This window comes from Pedobacter namyangjuensis (assembly GCF_003313325.1).
In the GTDB taxonomy this organism is placed as follows: domain Bacteria; phylum Bacteroidota; class Bacteroidia; order Sphingobacteriales; family Sphingobacteriaceae; genus Pedobacter; species Pedobacter namyangjuensis.
The window spans coordinates 756,125-772,971 of the sequence record NZ_QMHQ01000003.1; the positions used below are offsets into that span (position 1 = coordinate 756,125).

A 16,847-nucleotide genomic window follows, 5' to 3' on the forward strand; every position below is an offset into this window, starting at 1 on the left:
TTTAGAATGTTAACAGCGCATGCTGACTAGCGGTATGTATGTCTCGCCAAACGCGATTTATCTCTGTATTTTTTTTTGCCGCCTCCAAGCCGCAATATGGAAAAAGTGTATCACACACTTCTCTGCTCGTGTGGGCCAATTTTCTACTAGTTTTGCTTACACTTGTTAATAAATGTGCCTCTATGCTTTTCTTGTTCATCAAACTATCCCACGATAAATCAAAAACTTCAAAAAAATCTTTTCTAGCGTTTTCAAATTCACTTTTGCACCGCGTAAATTCAGCTTCGAAGAAAACTATTTGGTCTTCGCTGTAACGTTTTAATCCAGATCTTTCATAAAATGATGTTTGTACTAGTTCCAGAAATCTTTTAGCCATTCCGCAACTGTTTACGGCTAAAGTAGTTTCTGCCAGTTGTAAAAATGGATAGTCAAAACCAGGAATATCTACTTTTATTTCCTTATTTATCTCGAAAGTTCTGTTTTTTGGTACTAGCAAATTTTCGGTATCAAATGCATGACTTCCCGTCGCCACCAAACCAAAATAAGACCAACCCGGTAAAATATTTATTTCATCCTTAAACAAGATAAATGACTTTATCACTTCTTCCCCATTGGCAGATAACATTGTGGAACCGTCTGCAGTTAGCATTTTGCAATTTGCTGTAAATATGGTTGCATGTAATGCACCGCTTGCGTATTTCCAGTGTCCATTAATTATATATCCATTTTTGGTTTCGGTTGCTGTACCGCCAACTGCGCCACTTCCGGCAAAACAAACAGTTCTATCTGCAAATACCTCATTTGCCAAGGTCGGATCTAAAAAGCCAGCAAACCAACCTGCGCCACTGCATAAAGTTATTGTCCAACCTAAACTTCCGTCTAGGTAAGCAAGCTCTTCTTCCAATCTTAAAATTTCTGGCAACAACTTACCTGGCCCACCGTATTTTGTGGGTACATATAATTTAAACCATTCTTGTTGGTAGGCAATTTCCAGAATTTCTGGATGTAGGGTTCCCAATTCTTCAGAAGCTGACGCTAGTTCTTTTACTTTATCTTTCCAATTCAATTCCATTTTAGGCAAGTTTTGGCGTGTGCTGTTCTCGATAAATTTTTCTCCATTCTATGAAACCGAAAATGGCAACCGCAAATAAAAAGATGGTTAACATTGCCATTAACGGGAGGTTTTTATGAAATTTTAGCGGAATGGCTACGATGTTTGATATGTTTAAGAAAATCCAATTCTCTATTTTCCGTTTAGCTAACAACCACATTCCCGCCCATGCAGTAGATGCAATGAAAGCATCTAAAATAGGCACATCAGAGTTGGTAAATTTTACTAAAATGAAATACAATAGGAAGTAGCCAACAACAGAGATAAGTATAGCGGTGGTCATCTCGTTTTTTGTGGTCCACGAAATAGGCAACTCAACGTGATTTTTGTTTCGTTTTTTCCAAATTATCCAACCATATAAACTCATACCTAAATAATACAAGCTCAGTAAAACTTCTGCGTAAAGTTGTGCATTGAATAATAAATACATCGATAAAACAATAGACACAATCCCGGTAGGGTAAAGCAAGATATTGTTGCGCTTGGCTAGCAACACTTCTGATACACCAAAGCCAACGGCCAACCACTCCAAAAAAGAAGTAGCTAAAATCTGGTTTTGCAACAAGGCCAACCAATCCAAAAGATTTTCCATTAATAATTTTTCTGCTAACACTAAATAAAAACTGTTGCAGGGGCAGAACAGCCGTAATCCTAAACCTCTTCCTACGCTGGCATTATCCAGATCAGGTACATTTAAAGGCTAATGGCTACAGGGCTTAAGGTCGAGGGTTTTCCCTTCCTTTTTACCTTCTTTACCTTCTCCTTTAAAATGGGTGTAATCTCAGCCGGCTTGTTGCATTTGAGTTTGCTAAAGCCAGCACCCCTTGAGTGCGACAAATATAGTTTTTAATAGCTAAAAATTAAGATTTTATTAAAATATTGATTTTAGCATCAAAATAAACCACATAGAAACATAGTTTTTAGCCATGAAGAAAAATACTCTTCATTCTGCTCCTCTATGTGGTGTTATAGTTAATTAAAAGAAACCTAATTGCCCTTTATCGTCAACTTTAATATCATCTGGATTGGTAATTTCTAAATCTATCTTTTTGACAGGCTTCGGCTCTTCAGCTTTTTGTTCGATCTTTTCTGTTGCTTTTTTAACCTCTGGTTTTTCAACTTCCTTTACAACATCAGCTTTTGGAGTTATCGTTTCAGATTTAAAAACAGGTTTTTTCTTAACTGGCTCAGCTTCAATTTTTATCTCCGGTAATTCAACCTCTTCAACTATTTCCGGAACCACCTCTTCAACCACTATCTTTTCAACAGTTTCGAATTTAGCCTTTGCTTTAGCAGGCTCAGTAGTATTGTCTTCGGTGAAGTTTTGGGTATCGTCATCTATTTCGGCAACTGTAGGTTCTACATGTTCCACAACCATTTCTTCTACAACCTCCATCCCTATTTCTGGTGTTGCATCAACCAAAAAAACATTTTTCACCTCATGCTGAGATATTCTGTTCCCGTTAGCTTTTAAACCTTTTACGTCTATCAAACCAGCTAAATCAACCACTAATGTTTCTGGTGTTTTAGATTTACCTTTTTCTACATCAATTTGAACCTGCGCATCCGACTTGCCGGTAATAAAAATCATTTTCGATCCTGGCTCGTCGCTTATAATGCTAACTTCTTTTCCTGCCGGTTGCATTTCAAAAACAAACCTTTTTACAAAGTAATTTTTAGCCTTCGTATCGTAATGTATCAAGCCAAAAACCTTTTCAGGATCAAATTTTTGCATCAGTACAATACCCGGATCAAAGTGATTTGTCAAATCAAACGAAGTAAGCTCGTACCAACCCGCAGCGTTAACCTGCAAAATTTTGTCGTCGCCATCAAATTCTCCCAAATATTTGCCTCGGCCATCAACATTTAAACGCTTAAGCAGTTCATCGTACCAAATTTTTAATCCCGATAAGGTAGAAACTCCCTTGCTCTTCAATAAAATCTTTTTAACCGGATATTTCGAAACAATATTACCTTGCGATGCCCTACCTTTAATGGCAGTTTCTGCAAAATCTATATCAAATTGTAGTTTTTTTAATTTCGAATGTGGTTTTAGCTGTACGTTAATCACCTCTGCCTCGCCATTGGGGTTGGCCGTAAAATACAACACCTTAGAGCCCTTGCTTCCTTTTGTTAAATCATATTCCTTATCGCGTGTTACGCCTAAAACAGAAAAACGCTTAATGTAACTTGTGCCGCTAGCCCCATCCTTGTAAACCATATTATAAACTGTACGCTCATCGCCTTTTTTAAATACTTGCGCATGAATAATATTTTTACCTACAAAGGTTTTATCAGCAACTTTGGTTACAATACACTTACCATCTTCTCTAAAAACAATAATTTCGTCAATGTCAGAGCAGTCGCCAACAAATTCATCTTTCTTAAGTCCGGTTCCAATAAAACCGTCGTCCCTATTTAAATAAAGTTTAACGTTGGCTAAAGCAACTTTACTGGCCTCTACCTTATCAAAAAGTCTAATTTCCGTTTTACGTTCTCTGCCTTTTCCATATTTGTCCTTCAGTTTCTGAAACCAAGCAATTGCGTAATCGGTTAAGTGACGTAAATGACCTTTAACCACTTTAATCTCATCCTCCAGATTTTTCATCTGCTCGTCGGCCTTCTTCACATCAAAACGGGTGATGCTACTCATCGGTTTATCGATCAGTTTCTTAAAATCCTCTGGTAAAATCTCTCTATATAACGATGGTTTGAACGGATCGAACAACAAATGTAGCACCGTTACCACGCCATCAAAATCAGTCGAATTTTCATACTCAGGATTTTTATACATGCCTTCCTGTATAAAGATCTTTAACAACGAACTAAAGAAAATTTTCTCCTGCAATTCGTGCAAACGAATCTCCAGTTCTTGTTTTAGTAACTGTTTGGTATGCTTGGTGTTTTGCTCTAAAATATCATTAACCGTTAAAAAATGCGGTTTATCTTCTTTAATGATACAGGTATTTGGTGAGATGGAAACCTCGCAAGCCGTAAAAGCATAAAGCGCATCAATGGTTACATCTGGCGAAATTCCGGGTGCTAACTGAATAACAATTTCAACATTAGCTGCCGTATTATCTTCAATCTTTTTTATTTTGATTTTGCCCTTATCATTGGCGGCCAAAATACTATCAATTACTGAACCCGTAGTAGTGCTATATGGCACCTCGGTAATTACTAAAGTCTTTTTATCTTTTTCGGTAATTTTTGCCCTAACCCTAATCCTTCCACCACGCATGCCTTCGTTGTAGTTAGAAAAATCGGCCATACCTCCGGTAAAGAAATCTGGCAAAATATTACTTCTATTTCCTTTTAAAATCTCCATAGATGCATCTAAAAGCTCCACAAAATTATGTGGCATGACCTTAGTTGCCAAACCAACCGCAATACCTTCGGCTCCTTGCGCCAACAACAGCGGAAATTTAACCGGTAAAGTAACCGGCTCGTTATTTCTGCCATCGTAACTCAGTTGCCAAATAGTGGTATCGGCATTAAAAACAACGTCATTTGCAAATTTCGAAAGTCTGGCTTCTATATAACGAGGTGCAGCAGCGCTATCTCCAGTAACCGGATCGCCCCAGTTGCCTTGGCAATCTATTAACAAATCTTTCTGTCCAATTTGTACCATTGCGTCGCCAATAGAGGCATCGCCATGCGGATGGTACTTCATCGTATTCCCAATTACGTTGGCCGCTTTATTAAAACGTCCATCGTCCATTTCCTTAAGCGAATGCATAATGCGTCGCTGAACAGGCTTTAAACCGTCGTTAATGTGCGGTACAGCCCTATCCAAAATTACATAAGAAGCGTAATCAAGAAACCAGTTTTCATAAAGTCCGTTAATTGGAATAACCGAATGTTTATTCTCCGGCGTAGCCGGCAAGGCATCTTCGTTTAAATTGTTTTCTAATTCTTCACTCATTCGCTATAAAAGTATTTGGGATGCGTAAATATAACGCTTGCAAACAGATTTTGCCAACGAAGTTTTTAACAGACTGTTAAGTTTCCACTACAAAAGTGTAGATTTTGAAGAACAAGAGCAGTAATTTCATTCAAAAGCCACTCCTGCTGTACGCTTTACTTCGTGCTCGCTTCCATCAGGTCTAAAAAATAAAGTTGGTACTCCTATTCGCAGTTGCAAAGTTTATATAGAAAAATTGTTATTATTAAAGTATTAAAGTGCTATTCCAGTTGCAATCTGAAATCCCTATCCAAGGATTTGTAATCCTCAAAACATTACCGGATTAAAATTCAGCGATAATACTTCGTGATTACAAATCGCGAAGAGAGAGCCACAAATACTTGCGTCATACCCAACTCGATTGGGTATCGTAATGCTACAGAAAAATTGAATTTTAAGTTATCCCACACTTGCAAAACCTGCTATTCCAGATTTGCAATCTGAAATCCCTATCTAAGGATTTGAAATCCTCAAAACATTACCGGATTAAAATTCAGCGATAATACTGCGTGATTACAAATCGCGAAGAGCAGAACAACTTGAGCAAAACGAAATCCCGATTCATCATAAACAAAACCAACAAGCAACAAATTTCTTATCATACATCAAAATCTTTAAACGCTACAACAATTAACTTTGTTAAAAATTAAGAATATGGAACTAGGTATTGGAATGTTTGGCGATTTGCAAGTTGACGCAAATGGCAATATACAGCCGGCTCAGCAAAGGCTACAAGAAATTATAGAAGAAATAAAATTAATGGACCAAGTTGGTCTGGATTTTTTCGGCATGGGAGAACATCACCGACCAGACTATGCGGTATCTAGTCCAGAAATTATTTTAGCAGCAGCTTCTACGGTTACTAAAAATATTAAATTGGGTAGTGCTGTTTCGGTTTTAAGTTCATCAGATCCGGTTAAACTCTACCAAAATTTTGCAACTATAGATTTGATTTCTAATGGCCGTGCAGAATTAATGGCCGGTCGCGGAAGTTTTATAGAATCTTTTCCTCTTTTCGGCTACAACTTGCAAGACTATGATGAACTGTACGAAGAAAAACTAACCTTATTGCTAAAAATAAACAGCGAAGAAAAAATCAGCTGGAAAGGTAAATTCAGGCCAGAATTAACTAATCAGCAAGTGTTGCCTCGTGCGATTGATAATGATCTAAAAATTTGGGTTGCGGTTGGCGGAACACCTGAATCTGTACACAGAGCGGGCAAATTTGGCTTACCGGTAATGTTTGCAATTATTGGCGGCGAGCCGTCGCAATTTAAACCCCTTTTTGAATACTATAAAAAAGTATACGATGGCTATGGCAACGATCCAGAGAAATTCCAGGTTGGTGTACACATGCACTCATTGTTTGGCGAAAACAGTAGCGAAATAGCAGATTACTATTATCCTTTATATGGCGCACAGATGAACCGTGTTGGCAAATCTCGAGGTTGGCCTCCATATCAAAAAAGTCAGTTTGACGCTGGCAGAAGTAAAAATGGCGCATTAATAATCGGCGATGCAAATGAAGCCATAGATAAAATTTTGGCTATGCAAGAAAACTTCGGTTTAACACGCTTTTCTGCACACATGGATGTCGGTGCACCATCTCATGCGAGAATGATGAAATCGATAGAAATTTACGGAAATGAAATTGCTCCGGCAGTACGAAAAGCTTTGAAAAAATAGAAAAACCGTAACATAGTACTATTTTTAGCCTCTTAAGTAAAGCTAATTATGGGAACAAAAAAGAAAAACAACTTAGGTAAATATCTTTTTTTTATAGCATTTTTAATAATAGGCGCCTCTGCAGGTTACCTTATCGGTAAACTTGGAGGCGCTTTTTCTATACCAAAAGGCACCATTGTTTACATGTTGGCATTTTTCGTCCCTGTTTTTATTGTGGTAATTGGTATACACGAGCTTGGCCATGCAATTGCTGGGGTTTTGGTAAAATTTGATTTTAGAACATATGTAGTTGGACCATTTTTATGGAACAAAGAAGCATCTGGTTGGAAATTTAAATGGAATAACAATATTAATACGGCAGGTGGTTTAGTAATCTGCCTACCTACATCATCAACTAATATCAACAAAAAATTTGCATGGTATGCCGGCGGCGGACCGTTGGCAAGTTTAATTCTGTCGATAGTTGCGTTGGCTGTTGCCTACGCTCTGCATGCTGGTGGTTCATCTTTTGTAAACCTAAAATTTTTATTGGTGATGATCGGCATTTTGTCGTTTATCATTATGGTAACAACAGCAATACCCTATAACGCTGGTGGTTTGGCATCAGATGGCGCAAGAATTGTAAGCATGTTGCAAGGTGGCGATAAAGCAAAATTTGAAGCGCTAATTTTGAAACTGTTGGCAAGCGCAACAAGTGGCGTTAGACCAAAACTAATGTCTTTAGAAGATTTAGAAGAAGCGAAAATTTTAGGCGACAAATTACATGCGCCTTTCAGAATTTATATTCCCGGATTTTACCATCAGGTAGCATTTGATAAAAACGAAATTGAACTTGCAGAAGAACATTTATTAGCGCATATAGCCTTTGTAGACGACATGCCCAAAGGCATAAATAGCGGTGTTTGGATCGACGCAGCATTTTTCTACGGATTCGCCAAAAAAGATTTAGAAAAAGCTGAATGGTATTGGAGCAAATATACACCATCTGCAATGACGCAGAAAGCACAAGTTTTTGCAACCGAAGCAGCCATCGCCCTGCTGAAAAACGAAAAAAAGCTCGCAACTACGAAAATTGAAGTGGCTTATAAAGAGCTAGACAATATGATAGATAAGGGTCTTGCCATCGCTTTGCGAGAAAAACTAGCTAAACTCGAAACAGAAATTGCCTTAGCTTCCTAAACGTTCTTCTACAAAAACAAAGGGTAATAGACTTTTTACGCCTTTTACTTTAATAATCTTACCGCCGAGACAATAAAATAATACTTCTATTGGTGTTTCTTGTCTTTGTTCACTTTCTGCCAATACTTGCAAACAAGCACCACAAGACGTAACCGGATTTTCAATCTTAAAACTGTCCGTTTGTGCGGTAATTGCCATTTTTGTAATTATGGCATCAGGGTAATTTGCGCCAATGGTAAAAAGTGCAACGCGTTCCGCACACAAGCCAGATGGATAGGCAACATTTTCTTGATTGCTTCCTAAAACAACTTTGCTATCAGACAATTCTATTGCCGTACCAACTCTAAACTTAGAATATGGAGAATGCGAAGTAGCTAAAGCTTGTTCTGCCTTAGCGCATAAAACTTGATCTGCTTCGCTTAGCTCGCTTATATTATTGAATGTTTCGTAACTTATTGTAAAACTTTGTGTAGTCATAAATTTTAAATGCCAAAATTATTGGCGGGGTATAAACCTAAGCTATTTTTTCTGAAAAAAATAATGAACATTTTAAATACTTGTTTGTTTGAAAATTAACTGCGCTATGGCATAGTTTTAGTTAAAAACATCATTTACCATCTCAAATTCTAATCGCTTGAAGAAGATTTTACGTAAAAGTTTAAAAGTATTGCTTTGGATTATTGCCAGTATAATTGTGCTGGTACTTGCCGTTGCATTGTCTTTAAACATACCTGCCGTTCAGAACTTTGTAAAAGACAAAGCCATTACCTATCTAAAGAACAAGACTAAAACCGAGGTTAGATTAGAAAGCGTAAAGATTGCGCTACCTAAAGACGTTGTTTTAAACAAATTTTACATCGAAGATAGACAAGGTGATACTTTGCTTTATGCTGAAAAACTGCAGGTTGATATTAGTCTTTTTAAATTACTCAAAAATACAGTTGAAGTAAATTACATTGAACTAAAAAATATACGGGCAAATGTTAAAAGAGTAAATCCGGATACTACATTTAACTTCTCTTTTTTGGTAGATGCATTTATGTCCGAAGAGAAAAAGCCTGAAGAAGTAAATCCCGATAGCACATCTGCACTGAAATTTAGAATTGATAAAATCTTATTTACCGACATTGGTATTACCTACCGTGATGATGTTGCAGGTAACGATGTTAAATTATATTTAGGTGAGTTTAAATCTAAAATCAGAGACTTTGATTTGCAAAAACAGCACTTTGCTATAAAATCGTTAGAATTAAAAAACACTTCGTTAAGCTATCTACAACAAAAGCCTTTAACGCAATTGGTACAACATATTACCAACAGTGTTGATAGTGCGCAGAAAGAAACAGGAACACTTCCTTTAATTGAGGTTGATGAATTTAGTTTCAACAATGTAAATGTAAATTACGATGATCAATTATCTACTACCAAAGCTATTGCTAAAATAAACGAGCTTGGCTTAGTAAAGCTAAAAGTTGATTTGGCCAATGGCAAATACGATGTTGATGATGCAAAGCTTAACAACTCGAATATTTTATTTGCTTTTAAGCCCGCCCCTATCAATGATTTGAGTAAAGTTAAAGATACCGTAGTTAAAGAAGCGTCGCCTTTAGCATTAGCCATCAAAAACATTTCTCTGGCAAATAACAATATACAGTTTGATAATTTAGGTGCCAAGCCGCTTGCAAAAGGTATAGATTTTAACCACCTAAAAATTACCGAATTAAGTTTGGGCGCTGGCAATGTTAATTATAGCGGCGCAGGAATTACCGCTAACGTGAAAAATGGCTCGTTGAAAGATAAAAGTGGATTTATATTATCCGCTTTGCGTGGCGATGCGGTCTATAACGATAAACAGATTAAGCTAACCAATTTTGTACTTAAAACGCCAAACACGAGCATAGACAATGCAACCGAGCTAAACTTTACTTCTATGGATGATTTAACCAAACATCCGGAACGAGTGAAATTAAATTTAAGCTTTAAAAATACTGTTATCGGCTTAAAGGATGCCGGTTTCTTCAGCGACGCTATTCCAGCAAACTACAGGAATGAAAAAATTACGCTTAACGCTAACGTTAATGGTTATTTGAACAACCTGAATATTCCAGAGCTTAAAATTGCAGGTCTAAAAAGCACGCAAATAGACATTAGTGGCACAGCTAAAGGTTTGCCAGACATCAACAAAACCTATTTGAATCTAAATATAAAAAAGATATACCTTACCAAAAGCGATCTATTGGTTGCAGTGCCAAGAAAGTCGCTACCGCCGAGTATCGAATTGCCAAATGTAATTAGCGCCCGGGGAAATTTTGTAGGTTCAATGGCTGATTTTAAAACCAATTTCAATATTCAAACTGATATGGGTTCTGCAGTTTTAGCTGCCACATTGAACGGACCTAAAGGCAAAGAAAGCTATAAAGCAAATGTAGATCTGAAAAATTTTAACGTAGGCAAGCTTCTAAAACAACAGGCTACAATAGGTAGAGTTACTGCAAAAGCTAACGTTGTTGGTACCGGTTTAGATGCTAAGAAAATAAACGCAAAGTTTAATGCAACTATTCTTAGCGCAGTTTACAACAAGTATAACTACAGAAATTTAACCTTAAGTGGCGGTTATGTAAATGAGACGGTTTCTGTAAAAGGAAATATGCCAGATACCAACGCTAATTTTAATCTTACTGCGAAAGCAAATTTAGCAGGCAAATATCCTAGCGTTGTTGCCGATGTAGACTTGAAGCAAATTGACTTACAAAAGCTTAACTTTAGCACTACAGAACTAAAATTAGCCGGTAAAATAAACGCAGATATTAGCACTGCTGATGTAGATTACTTAAATGGAGAGGTATTTGCCACCGGACTACAACTGGTAAAAGATGGTAGGAGATTTAATGTAGACACAATACAGGTTAAAGCAATTTCTAACGAAACTTCGAACAGCCTAAATTTAAAATCGGAGCTTTTGTCTGCTAAGCTAGATGGAAAATACGAGTTAAGTAAAATTGGTTCGGCCGTAATCAACCAAATTAATAAATACTACCAGTTTGGTGAGGTAACGACTATAAAAGACCAACGTTTTAGGTTTGCAGTTAACATCTATAACCCTAAGTTCATTCAAGATTTTGTACCTCAGCTTACTACATTTTTGCCTTCAAAAATCAACGGTTTAATTGATACGCAAAAAGACAGCTTGTTAATGAATGCGTCGTTTCCGAAGGTTGTGTATGGCGATTATAACGTGGACAGTATTCGCCTTGCGATAGATAATAACAACCAAAAGCTTAATTACAATTTATTGGTCAAAAGTGTACTTAGCCCTTCGATTGCGTTGTTTAACACTGAAATCTCTGGTGCAGCGGCCAATAATCAACTAGACCTAAATGTATTTCTAAGGGATAGGCAAAGAAAAGACAAATACGTAATTGGTGGAATTTTTAAATCTATAGACAAAAACTTTAGGTTTAACATAGACCCGAACAAACTTTTGTTAGATTACGAGAAATGGACAGTTGCGCCAGAAAACTATATACAATTTGGCGAATCTGGAATATTAGCCAATCAGTTTAATTTAAGTCAGGGTTCTCAATTATTAAGTATAAACAGTACTGAGACTACACCAAATTCTCCGTTAAAAGTAGAGTTTAAGGATTTCCAGATTGAAACCCTAATGAAGTTTGCAGAAACAGACACCGCTTTGGTTGGTGGCGCAATTAACGGTACAGTTGATGTTAAAGATTTAGCTGGCACACCAAAATTTGAAGGCGATATAAAAATAACCAAACTTCGCTACCAAAAGGACGAATTGGGCAACTTAAGCGTGTTGGTTAATAATAATACAGAAAATGCTTTTGAGGTTGATGCAAAATTGGAAGGCGTACATGAACTTGGCGTAAAAGGGTTTTACTACACAGCGCCGAATGCTGGTTTAGATTTGGTAGTTAACCTTAATAAAATTGATTTAACGCAAATTGAAAGCGTAAGTATGGGGCAAATTAGACAAGGTAAAGGAACAGTTACCGGAGAGCTTACTGTAAAGGGCGAACCTACTGCTCCGAAAGTTTTGGGTGCTGTTAAATTCAACAATGCTGCGTTTAATGTTGCCTACATCAACTCTTATTTTACCATGCCTAACCAGCAAATAGACTTTACTAACCAAGGCATAAGATTTAACAAATTTACTCTGGTAGACTCGTTAAATAAAAAAGCTGTGGTAGATGGTATGGTTTACACTACCGATTTTAAAAACATTAGGTTCGGGTTGGACATAACTACCGACAACTTTAGAGCATTAAACTCTACTTCGGAAGATAATGACATGATTTACGGAACGGTCTTCCTTACGAGTAACATTAAAGTTCGTGGAGATTTGAACCAACCGGATGTTAACATGAGGGTTACTGTTGATAAGGGAACTAAGTTTTTCTTTGCGTTACCAAGCAGCGATCCATCAATTATAGATCAAGAAGGCATTGTGCAGTTTATAGATGCAGATGCACCACCATTTAACGGCGAAAAAGCATTAAACGTAGATAGCGTTAGCAAGTCTCCTATCACTGGTTTAAATTTGGTAGCCGATATTACCATAAACCCTGAGGCTGAACTGAATGTGGTTGTAGATCCATCAAACGGAGATGCATTGAATATTAAAGGAGATGCTAATTTAAATGCAACGATGGATCCGAGTGGAAAAATCAGTTTAACTGGTCGTTATCAAGTTGTAGATGGATCTTACAATCTCTCTGTTGGTCCATTAAAAAGAGAATTTAGATTAGTTAGTGGTAGTACAATACTTTGGACCGGCGAACCGACCGCAGCAACTGTAAATTTAACTGCACTTTATGAAGTGAATGCTGCGCCGATTGATTTGCTAAACCAGCCAGACAATGTACAAGCTAAAACCAAACTTCCTTTTCAGGTTTATTTAATGATGAAAGATGAGTTACTTAAACCAACCATTTCTTTTAGATTAGATTTACCAGAAAACGAAAGAAGTGGCGATATTGGTAGCCAATCTTATACTCGTTTGCAAATTATAAACCGAGATGAGAGCGAGCTTAATAAACAGGTATTTGCGCTTTTGGCGTTAAATAGATTTATAGCTAATAACCCTTTCCAAAGTTTAGCTGGCGGTGGTGGCGGTGTTTCTACATTGGCCAGATCAAGTGTAAGTAAATTATTAACCGAGCAGTTGAACAACCTTGCGTCAGATCTAATTCAAGGAGTAGATTTAAACTTTGGCGTAAACTCCTCAGAGGATTACTCGACAGGAGAGTTGGAACAAAGAACAGATTTAGAAGTAGGACTTTCGAAAAAGCTCCTTAACGATAGATTAACGGTTACGGTTGGTAGTTCATTTGCCTTAGAAGGCCCGAAAACCGCTAATACAAATTCTTCAAATATTGCTGGTAACGTAAATATAGAATATGCACTTTCTGCAGATGGACGTTACAGATTAAGGGCTTACAGAAGAAACCAAACCGAAGGAATTATTGAAGCACAGGTTATTGAAACCGGATTAGGTTTTACCATTGTTGTAGACTATAACAGGTTTAGGGAAATATTCCAAAGTAGAGGAAAAAGAAACAGACAAAATTTAGAACAGAAGCCAAAAAATGAATCATCTAACTAAAACATATCTCTTAATTATTGTTTGTTTAATTTTAGCTGGCTGTAGTAGCACCAGAAAGCTAAAACCAGGGCAATATTTATATACTGGTGCCGAGGTAAAAATCAATCCAGATTCTTCTGGAAGAATTAAAGACGAAAAACAAGTTAAAACTACTTTAGAAAGTAAAACAAGGCCTCGTCCAAACAAATCGCTTTTAGGCATAAAATGGAAATTGCAGTTATATAATTTGGCTGGTGATTCGGTTAAACCAAAAGGAATTGGAAACTGGTTAAAAAATAAAATTGGTGAAGCACCAGTTTTAATGAGCGAAGTGAAGCTTAAATTTAATAACGATGTACTTAAAAGTTATCTAATTAGTCAGGGTTATTTGCAGGCTGAAGTTACCGGTGACACCGTAATTAAAGGTAAAAAAGGTAAAGCTGTTTATACCGCTAATACTGGCGATAGATATAAAATAAACTCAATAACTTTTCCAAAAGACACGGGAGTTTTAACCCACGTAATTAACATAAACAAGCAAAATACCTTATTAAAAGTCGGTAATTTCTACGACTTAGATACTTATAAAAACGAACGTATTAGAATTGACAATGATTTAAAAGAAAGTGGCTACTTCTATTTTAGCCCCGATTATTTAATTGTACAGGTTGATAGTACAATTGGTAAAAACTTAGTTGATATTAATATTGCTGTAAAAACTATAGCTCCAGAAGCGGGTTTAAAACCTTACACTATAAAAAACATTAACGTTTACCCCAATTACAACCTACGCAGAGATAGTACGTTAAGGACTTTAACCCCTACTGTTTACAACGATTTTAACATTTACGATGATAGAAATACTTTTAAACCAAGAGTATTCGACCGCCTGATTTTCTTTAAAAAGAATGAGACTTATAACCGTAAAGACCATAATTTGTCTTTAAACAGAATGGTTAACATTGGCGCTTTTCAGGACGTAAGGGCAGAATTTTTGCCAGTTGACAGCTTTAAAAACAACCAGCTTGATTTAAATATTTTCTTAACTCCACTAAAGAAAAACTCGCTAACTTTTTCGGTAACAGGAACTCAAAAAAGCAACAACTTTGTAGGTTCTGAGGTAAAACTTACACAAACTACACGTAATTTATTTAGGGGTGCAGAACAATTGGATATCAGTGCATCAGGCGGATTCGAAACCCAAGTAAGTGCGCCGGTTGGTTCTAGAGCACAAAACTCGTTTTCGTTAACCTTACAAGGAAAACTAACTTTCCCTCAGTTTATAGTTCCTTTTTACAAGCCAAAAAGTACAACGGCATTTATTCCGAAAACTATCGCATCGTTATCTTACCAATTGTTACGTAGGGATACCGTTTATAGGTTAAACTCTTTCAAAGGAGAATTTGGTTACAACTGGAAAGAAAATCAATTTAAAGAACACAACTTTAACCCAATTTCTGTAAATTTAGTTAGGCCATCAGAAACTGATACTGGTGCATTAAGAAGGTTGTATGATCAAAATCCTGGCCTACAATATACTTTGCAACAACAGTTAATTATAGGTAGTAATTATAACTTTACCTATACCAACCAAATGCAAGAAAACCGCAGAAACAATACGTATTTTTATGGAAGTGTAGAAACCGGTGGTAACTTATGGGGTACGTTTGTACCTAAAGACGAGTTTGGACAACGTTCAATTTTTAATGTCCCGTTAACACAATTTGTAAGGCTAGAAGCAGATTTACGAGACTATTACAAAATAACCCGTAATTTAATTTGGGCAAATAGGTTAAACATGGGGTATGGTTATGCCTACGGAAATACGACTTCCCTACCTTTCATTCGACAGTTTTTTGCTGGCGGAACGAATGATATCAGAGCGTTTAGAGCAAGATCTTTAGGACCAGGAACTTATCAGGCAGATCCCACTTTAGTGTTTCCAGATCAAGGTGGTGATGTTAAGCTAATGCTTAATTCTGAGCTTAGGTTTAAAATTGTAAGCGTATTACATGGAGCTGTTTTTGTTGATGCTGGTAATGTTTGGCTAAGAAAAGAAGATCCAAACAAACCTGGGTCGGAATTTAAATTAAAAAATACTTTTAACGAACTTGCTGTAGGTACAGGTGCTGGTCTGCGTGTTGATGCAACCATTTTTGTAATTAGGTTAGATGGTGCCTTTCCAATCAGAAAACCTTACCTTCCTAGTGGTCAGCGTTGGGTGCTAAATGACATTGACTTCGGGAGTAAAACCTGGCGTAGAGAGAATTTTATTTTAAACATCGGCATCGGCTATCCGTTTTAATTATATGAGCATTATTTTAAAGAAAACGAAATCATTTCTTATTAGCACTTATCATTTGTTTATCGCAGCAGGAAAAGGCTTTGTAGAAGATAGGGTGATGAAACTAAGTGCTGCCCTGGCCTACTATACCATCTTCTCTTTAACCCCGCTTATAATTATCATCATCGCGGCAGCAAGCTTATTTTTTAGCGATAAGCTTAACCCAGATACGCAACTTTTTGCCGAAATAAGTGAACTAGTTGGTGTAGATGCCGCTAATTCTTTAAAAACTTTTGTTGCCAACGCGAACCTAACGGGAAAAAGTACGCTAGGCTTGATCATTGGTATAGCTACGTTAATTATAGGTTCGACTGCTATTTTTATAGAAATTCAAGATAGTATCAATTTGATTTGGAAAGTTAAAGCAGTACCAAAAACCGGCTGGAAGAAAATGATTTCTAATAGATTGATTTCATTTTCGCTAATTGTTTCAATGGGATTTTTACTCTTGGTTTCCCTTGTAATTAATAGTGTTGTTTTAAGTTTAGGCGATAAGATTGGCCAGTATTTACCAGAAGTTACGCAAACAACCACCCTATTGGTTTTGGTAATAAATAACCTTTTAACCTTTGCTGTAGTAACCGGTATATTTGCTATTATTTTTAAAGTTTTACCAGATGTAATTTTAAAATGGAAAACAGCTTTTGTTGGCGCTGCATTTACCGCTCTGCTTTTCTCTTTAGGTAAATATCTAATTGGAATTTATTTAGAAAAAGGTAATCCAGGTTCTGTTTTTGGTGCCGCAAGCTCTATTATTATTATTTTATTATGGGTGTATTACACATCTATCATTTTATATTTTGGGGCAGAATTTACGCAGGTTTATGCCGAAAAATATGAAGATGGTATACAGCCTACAAAATATGCAGTACATTTAAAAACAATTGTTGTAGAAAAGAAAGTGGCAGTTTTACCTCCGCAACATCCAGAAGATACTATCGATATTCCAGAAAGTTAA

The 16,847-nt window shown here is 36.6% G+C and carries 9 protein-coding genes; 5 read left to right on the forward strand and 4 right to left on the reverse strand.

Translation table 11 applies throughout. The features are described 5' to 3' along the window. Position 1: 1 nt before the first annotated feature. The 3 genes from DUT69_RS15165 to DUT69_RS15175 all read right to left on the reverse strand — a co-directional run bounded on the left by DUT69_RS15165 (position 2) and on the right by DUT69_RS15175 (position 5,036). Complete coding sequence (locus DUT69_RS15165; RefSeq protein ID WP_113654082.1) at positions 2–1,072, reverse strand: acyl-CoA dehydrogenase family protein; 1,071 nt, start codon at positions 1,070–1,072, stop codon at positions 2–4. A gap of 1 nt (position 1,073) precedes the next feature. Further along, the gene (pnuC, locus tag DUT69_RS15170; RefSeq protein ID WP_113654083.1) at positions 1,074–1,703 is read right to left on the reverse strand and encodes a nicotinamide riboside transporter PnuC; all 630 of its coding nucleotides are present in this window, start codon (positions 1,701–1,703) and stop codon (positions 1,074–1,076) included. A 384-nt stretch (positions 1,704–2,087) separates the two neighbouring features. After that, positions 2,088–5,036, reverse strand: coding sequence for a DNA gyrase/topoisomerase IV subunit A (locus DUT69_RS15175; protein ID WP_113654084.1), 2,949 nt, complete (start codon positions 5,034–5,036; stop codon positions 2,088–2,090). A gap of 693 nt (positions 5,037–5,729) precedes the next feature. Here DUT69_RS15175 and DUT69_RS15180 point away from each other — a divergent pair. Beyond that, on the forward strand, positions 5,730–6,761 hold the full coding sequence (locus DUT69_RS15180; RefSeq protein ID WP_113654085.1) for an LLM class flavin-dependent oxidoreductase: 1,032 nt from the start codon (positions 5,730–5,732) through the stop codon (positions 6,759–6,761). A 48-nt stretch (positions 6,762–6,809) separates the two neighbouring features. Beyond that, the gene (locus DUT69_RS15185; RefSeq protein WP_113654086.1) at positions 6,810–7,940 is read left to right on the forward strand and encodes a M50 family metallopeptidase; all 1,131 of its coding nucleotides are present in this window, start codon (positions 6,810–6,812) and stop codon (positions 7,938–7,940) included. On the opposite strand, the gene DUT69_RS15190 is transcribed toward DUT69_RS15185, so the two are convergent. Further along, positions 7,929–8,417, reverse strand: a complete 489-nt coding sequence (locus DUT69_RS15190; protein WP_113654087.1) for a cytidine deaminase — start codon at positions 8,415–8,417, stop codon at positions 7,929–7,931. The two genes, DUT69_RS15185 and DUT69_RS15190, sit on opposite strands and share 12 nt — an antisense overlap. A gap of 157 nt (positions 8,418–8,574) precedes the next feature. Between DUT69_RS15190 and DUT69_RS15195 the strand changes: the two genes are divergently transcribed. The 3 genes from DUT69_RS15195 to DUT69_RS15205 are packed head-to-tail and all read left to right on the forward strand — an operon-like array spanning position 8,575 to position 16,847. Continuing rightward, positions 8,575–13,566 carry a translocation/assembly module TamB domain-containing protein gene (locus DUT69_RS15195; RefSeq protein ID WP_113654088.1) on the forward strand — a complete coding sequence of 1,664 codons (4,992 nt, stop codon included), beginning with the start codon at positions 8,575–8,577 and terminating at the stop codon, positions 13,564–13,566. Next, positions 13,550–15,850 (forward strand): translocation and assembly module lipoprotein TamL, encoded by a 2,301-nt coding sequence (gene tamL / locus DUT69_RS15200; protein ID WP_113654089.1) that lies wholly within the window; start codon positions 13,550–13,552, stop codon positions 15,848–15,850. Before DUT69_RS15195 ends, tamL begins: the two co-directional genes overlap by 17 nt. Before the next feature lie 4 nt (positions 15,851–15,854). Next, complete coding sequence (locus tag DUT69_RS15205; protein ID WP_113654090.1) at positions 15,855–16,847, forward strand: YihY/virulence factor BrkB family protein; 993 nt, start codon at positions 15,855–15,857, stop codon at positions 16,845–16,847.

Coding starts and splice junctions, on each gene's coding strand:
- DUT69_RS15165 (WP_113654082.1), bottom strand. CDS start 1,072: ATGGAATTGAATTGGAAAGATAAAGTAAAAGAACTAGCGTCAGCTTCT.
- pnuC (WP_113654083.1), bottom strand. CDS start 1,703: ATGGAAAATCTTTTGGATTGGTTGGCCTTGTTGCAAAACCAGATTTTA.
- DUT69_RS15175 (WP_113654084.1), bottom strand. CDS start 5,036: ATGAGTGAAGAATTAGAAAACAATTTAAACGAAGATGCCTTGCCGGCT.
- DUT69_RS15180 (WP_113654085.1), top strand. CDS start 5,730: ATGGAACTAGGTATTGGAATGTTTGGCGATTTGCAAGTTGACGCAAAT.
- DUT69_RS15185 (WP_113654086.1), top strand. CDS start 6,810: ATGGGAACAAAAAAGAAAAACAACTTAGGTAAATATCTTTTTTTTATA.
- DUT69_RS15190 (WP_113654087.1), bottom strand. CDS start 8,417: ATGACTACACAAAGTTTTACAATAAGTTACGAAACATTCAATAATATA.
- tamL (WP_113654089.1), top strand. CDS start 13,550: ATGAATCATCTAACTAAAACATATCTCTTAATTATTGTTTGTTTAATT.
- DUT69_RS15205 (WP_113654090.1), top strand. CDS start 15,855: ATGAGCATTATTTTAAAGAAAACGAAATCATTTCTTATTAGCACTTAT.